General features: G+C 57.2%; 6 protein-coding genes and 1 pseudogene. All 7 read right to left on the reverse strand.

Going from position 1 to position 5536, the window contains the following annotated elements:
• Nucleotides 1-75: 75 nt before the first annotated feature.
• A complete protein-coding gene (locus tag CZ787_RS07225; protein ID WP_087107675.1) occupies nt 76-471 on the reverse strand; it encodes a hypothetical protein in 396 nt (131 codons plus the stop codon).
• Between the two features lie 62 nt (nt 472-533).
• Nucleotides 534-1436 (reverse strand): Mu-like prophage major head subunit gpT family protein, encoded by a 903-nt coding sequence (locus CZ787_RS07230; RefSeq protein WP_087107677.1) that lies wholly within the window; start codon nt 1434-1436, stop codon nt 534-536.
• A gap of 37 nt (nt 1437-1473) precedes the next feature.
• The gene (locus tag CZ787_RS07235) at nt 1474-1911 is read right to left on the reverse strand and encodes a hypothetical protein (protein WP_087107679.1); all 438 of its coding nucleotides are present in this window, start codon (nt 1909-1911) and stop codon (nt 1474-1476) included.
• 37 nt (nt 1912-1948) lie between these two features.
• On the reverse strand, nt 1949-3034 hold the full coding sequence (locus CZ787_RS07240; protein ID WP_087107681.1) for a phage protease: 1086 nt from the start codon (nt 3032-3034) through the stop codon (nt 1949-1951).
• A gap of 76 nt (nt 3035-3110) precedes the next feature.
• Nucleotides 3111-4052, reverse strand: coding sequence for a hypothetical protein (locus CZ787_RS07245; RefSeq protein ID WP_087107683.1), 942 nt, complete (start codon nt 4050-4052; stop codon nt 3111-3113).
• Nucleotides 4053-4244: 192 nt separating this feature from the next.
• Nucleotides 4245-4685 (reverse strand): phage virion morphogenesis protein, encoded by a 441-nt coding sequence (locus CZ787_RS07250; RefSeq protein ID WP_087107685.1) that lies wholly within the window; start codon nt 4683-4685, stop codon nt 4245-4247.
• 162 nt (nt 4686-4847) lie between these two features.
• Nucleotides 4848-5536 (reverse strand): annotated as a pseudogene (locus CZ787_RS18815) (hypothetical protein); the annotation flags it as partial.

Consider the following 5536-nt stretch of genomic DNA (forward strand, 5'->3'; position numbering starts at 1 on the left):
CATCGCGGGCGATGGCGAGTACTTCGTGCTCGCCAAAGCGCTCAATAAGATCCGCCAAGGTGCAGTAGGGCATGCTCAGGACTCCTGCTCGCTGGTCGCTTCATCCAGCGGGAAGGTGCAGTCTTCAACTTCTAATGCTGGGTCTTCGCGCAGTTGCGTCAGTTGCTCTTCGCTGAGCAGTTCCAGGGCAATACCCATGCCCGAGCGGTTGAAGCGGTAGCCAGCACGGCGGCGGCTTTTAATTCGGCGCTTGGTGCGCACGAAAACGCCAGGCATTTCCTCCATCGGTGGCAGTGAGTTACCGGTGCCGTCACCAGTGATGGTTTCGCCTTGGATCTCGGTAGGTGCGCCATCTGTCGAGATCTGCTCAGCGTCCGGTGTTGCGGCATCGTTGGGCGTGGGAGTTTCCGTCACCTTCCTAGGTGTCGGCTCAGTCGCCTTGGCGGTCGTGGTTTGTTTGCGTGCTGCCATGGTGTTCTCCGTTGCGCAGTGCCCGCCGGGGCAGGCACTGCGAATGGCGGGTTAACGTGCCGTTAAGCGCTGGCTAACCAGGGGTTAAGCACAAGCTGGGAGGTGTTCGCCCACTGGTTAGTGGCACCTGCGGCGTTCATGGCGTTGTTCAGCACGGCGCGTGCCTCGCCTTCCATGCTGCTGGGCACCATGGTGTGGCTGTGGCGCAGGGCCAGCGGGCGGCCATAGTCGCCTTTCATCGCTTGAAGTGCCTTGCGAGCGGCTTCGTAGTTTTCGGCATTGAACGGCTGGCGTGAACGCACCGCCAGTTGCCACAGGCCTGCACCGGCATTCACTCGCGCATCAGCGCCAAACAAGAACTGGTCGGTCATGAACACTTTCGAGTCGCTGAGATCGGTCAGTGCGCGGAAGTTGTAATCGCGGCGGCGCTGGAACACGACCGGCTTGATCACACGGGTCTGATCCATCACGTACCAGGCGTCACCGTCGCCGCCCATATCATTGGAAACCGAGACTTCCAGGCCAGCGGCATTCAGCACGGGGTGGTCAGCATCGAACAGCGGTTGGCCGTCGTAGCACTCGGGGTTAGCCTCCAGTACTTCTACGGCGAGTTCATTAGGGTGTTCACGGCTGGAACGGCCAAATTCTTCAAACACCGGGCCATACAGGCCGTAGGTGTCGTCCTCGATAACGTCGCGTGAAACGCCTTCGGTCAACTCGAACTTGCGGTTCTTGATCGAAAAAGCCGCGCCTTCCAGTGAGTGAATGACCCGGTCGCCCAGCCATTCCCGCATGCGTGGCAAGGATTTCAGGAACGGGTAGACCTCAACGGCCGTGCTGCTGGGCACGATGGTGCAGAACTGCTCATAGAGCGCGCCCTGTTCACCCATCGAGCTAAAGCCCTGCTGGAAGTTGGTGTTGTAGGCCTTGAACAGCGCCTGCAAATTGGCGGAAGTGAGATTCATGGTGGTTCTGTCCTTTATCTATTGGACGCCGGAGCTATTAGGCGCTGGCTACCGGGCCGTTGGTCGGGTCGATGCGTACCCACACACCAAAGTCGTCAACGCCGTCGATAACGCCAGCCACGGAGCGAGCACCTTCGCCGTCGGTCTTCGCCACTGTCTGGTCATCGACCAGGTAGCAGTAAAAGCCGAGGTCAGCATCGCTAATAGCGTCGTCGCCGGTGGCGCTGGCAAAGACGAAGCAGCCGCGCTTTACCTCAACGTGCTGGTCGCCGTTATCACCGGTGGTGTTGTCCTGGTAGTGCGTGGCCACACCCACAGCCATTAAGCCGTTCGCGGTAGAGCCAGCGGAGACGAAGCCATTAACGGCCATGGTGACGATGCCGCCAGCGAACACCACCGCACCGGCTGCGAGCGGGTGGCTACGGCTGACGTTCTCGCGGTACGGCGTGTTTCGGTTTTGAGTTAACGCAGTCACGTTGTTGTCCTCTTGAAAGGGATGATTCGCGAGCGGCTTACGCGCTAGCGGCTGGGTTGGCTTTGCGGTATTGCTCCGGCGTTAAGCCCATGCCCTTACACACAGCAAGCTCCGCTTCCGTTAGCTCACCGTCTTTCGCTGTGGTGCCTTCCGGTGGTTTGCCGCCTGTCTGGGTGGCCTTTAGCGCGGCGATGCTGGGGGCATCTGCCAAGTGGGCTTTACATGCCGCCAGACCTTCTTCGCGTAGCCAATCGGCGGTGGCCTGACCTGGGATGCGACCATCGTCCAAGCCTTCCTTGATCAATGCGTCCAACTCAGCGGTGTTGCTATTGGCTTTCAGCGCAGCGAGCTGCTGGGTGGTTTCCTGATACACGGCGACCGGTACGTACTGGCTCATGTCCGGTGCAGTGGCGCTGGAGGCTTTTAAGGCCGCCACGGCTTCCGCTGGTTTCGCGTCATCTTTGGCACCCAGCGCTTCGCGTAGCGCCTTGGCATCAGCATCACCGGCTTTTAGCGCGGCAATAGCGGTGTCGATCTGCTCGTCGGTGGCATCGGTAGCCAAGCCGAGTGTGGTAATCAGCTGTTCACGTTTCACGGGGTCGATCTCCTCGGGTGTGTCGTGCGTAACCGACAAGCGCGCAGCGGCAAGCTGCGCTGCACCTTCGTCGATGGCGGGGGTGTTGGTTAGCCCCAGGTGCAGCAAATCGAGCGGCTGGCCTTGGGCGTCATACGGGAAAACGGGGGAGAGGTAGCGGTACTCGTTGGCATCAATGGCCGCGCTGGCGGCGGCCGTCCAGGCAATCGCGCCGTACAGGCCGTCGTCACGCCATTCCAATGAGCGCGGGTCGACCCAGCCAGCGGCAGGCGCAGGCTTGCCGTTCTGCTCGGCGTAGAGGGTTTGGTGTTCGTAGTCGATGGCGATGTCGGTACTGCGCGCAGCCGCGAGGCTGATAATCGCCTGGCCTTGTTCGGCAGAGAGGTTCCAAGGACCTGAGCCTATTGCAGCCCCACGCGGTACGTGGAAGGTGCCAGCAGGCATCAGTCGCGTTTTGTCGTCGGTGAGCTGCACTCGGAGAGCGCAGGCAGCGACGCGGGGCTTGGTGTGAAGGCTGTGTGTTTTCATGCCCCCATGATCGGGGGCTTAGGGCGGGGCGTGGATTTAAAGCGCTTTAGGAGTTTTTCTGGCGAGGAAGTGCGGGCTACTGCTTATCGAAGTCTATTCCGAGCTGCACTTTTGGTGCCGCATTTCTATGCTCTAGTACTTCCAGAATGGAGTACTCTGCTTTCAGCCCTTGAGCGGTCATTTTTTGCTCTCGCCTGACTTTAGCCTTGAGGATGTCATCTTTTGCGAACCTTTCTTGGTTAAGCTGCACTCGCTCCAAAAACTTGAAATCCATAATATCTGCATAGAAAGTATTGCCGCCGCCACCTTCTGTGAAGCGCCATTTGTGACCATCATGAAAAGGCACATTAGCGACTTGAAGATTGGTCTCGTATTCCAGCGAATCGAGAATTTCGTCTTCAGGTGCTGGTGCGTGGAAGTATGCAGCTTCATCAGCTTCTACATGCACCACCGGCTCAGCGCCTTTGCGAGGCATCACAGAGACAGATTCTATCCCTTCATTATTCAAGGGCTCCTCAATCATTCCCTCTAAAGCCTTACGGATTTTATAATCCTGAATAAGAGCCAGCACTCGCTCTTCAACTTTTAGCTGCTCATCATTGATGTATAGGGTAACAATACCGTCATTTAGAACCTCTATGCGTGTAATTTTGCGGCCTCGTAACCAGCGGACGACGGCAATAACACCTTTGACCCCGTCCCGAGCGGAAAGCCCTAATAACGTGCAAATCGTTGAAATTGATACAACGGGGTTAGAGGAGACAAGATCCAATGCTCTTTGAACAAGCGATTGGGTTGTATCAAGATCAATCCCAAAGCAGCCTGTTTTGAAAGATGCATTAACATTCACATAAACTTTAGCTCGATCGCCGTTAAGCACTTCATTGGCCTGCTCAACCAGGTTTCCTACAGATAGAAGAGCAGGCGCTAAGGCCCGTACATCCATCTGGTGCCCCTGTAACGCCGGGCCATCATAAACCAAGTGAAAGCGTTCCATTTCTATTGTTGCCTCAGTCATCAATACGCGCCCTGTTCCCTTGAGTTTAGTATTCTTCTGTATTTATACGACGATACTATACGCAGTGAACCGGGCGAAAGTGATCTTAAACAAAATCTAACGCGGTTCTAACGCGCCTTGCGGGGGAAAGTCAGGCCAACGTAGCGGGTAATACCTCAGCGGCGCTTACAGGGCCACGTTGATGATTAGTTCCTACACGCTCAAATGATCAGCCAGTATACCCAGTACCTCGTCTCCATCGTCATCATTCATGCCTATAAACTCTCGCCCCGGTATGTCACCCCACAAGTGGGGGAACTCGGCTTTTGTACCGCCGTAGTTCTGCATGGCGGCGTAGACCATTAGGCTTCCCCATTCGACGCTGTCTGACGCTGCGCTATAGCTGAACTGTTTGGCCAGTTCTTTGCTTTCGCCTTCCAGTACACGCCCATGGCCTTTGCGCGCCTTGGTGACAGGCGAGTTATCTTTCCATGGTGTGCCGTCTGGGACTTCTTTATCGCGGAAGCGTTGCTGGGTGCGGTTGACCATCTCTTCACCGATGCTCTTCATCGGCGCGGTAAGGTCGTTGCCCTTGTTGATCAGGTTTTGAATAGCACACTCTACTTCGCCGCTATTGACGTTGATGGTGCCCATGGTTCTCTCCTATACTGATGGTGCCTGTCCTCGGTATGGCTACCGACCCCTTCGCCTTATTCATCTTGTTGAATGGGCGTTGATGAGGGCTAGCATGGGTGCCTCCCATGCGGCAGGCTACACTTCCGCTTTACTCCCCTTTGCTTATCTCAATCGCTCCGGCTATCTCAAGCGCTCCGCTCCCGGCGGTGGCTGGTCTGTGCGGCTTTTAAACAGCGTCAAAAAGTAGTTCTTCTTACCGTCTTCGGTGCGTTTGAGTGCAGCGCGGTAGGTGACGCCTTCAATGATCAGGTAGATCAAACGACCAGGATCGTTAGGCATCTGGTACACCTCACCGTCATCGAGTAGCTGCTGCACGCGGCGGTAGTCGTTGATGCCGATCTCCGGGTGGCGCTCACGATGGGCGCTTAGGCTCTGCTGAGAGAGCAGCACCACGGGCGACTCGGCACCAAGCACCTGACGCTCAACCGCAGGCACCACGGCAACCGGAAACTCTCCGCGCATCTCGCCATTAAAGAAACGGTTGAACAGCGGCGCTTCCACCAGCTGCGCGACGTTCTCGCGGGCAATCGTCGCTTCAACGCTGTCCAGCCGATTCAGGCGCGCAGCAACCGCACGCTCAGTGGCGGTTTGCCCTGGTGCGTAATCCCAGCCAGGTTGCAGGCCATTGGGCACGGTGACGACTTCGCCGGTGGTGTTATCGACGTGCTCATAGGTACCGTCGTTAGGCGGTGTGTCTGGGCCATCTTTACCCAGGCGCTTTAGTCCGCGCTCGTTTAACGTCTCCACACCGCAATTGCAGCCGAACCCGTTGGGCGCGAAATGGGTTTGCCACCACGGGTGATCAGCCC

Origin of the sequence: Halomonas citrativorans (genome assembly GCF_900163645.1) — a bacterium.
Lineage (GTDB): Bacteria > Pseudomonadota > Gammaproteobacteria > Pseudomonadales > Halomonadaceae > Vreelandella > Vreelandella citrativorans.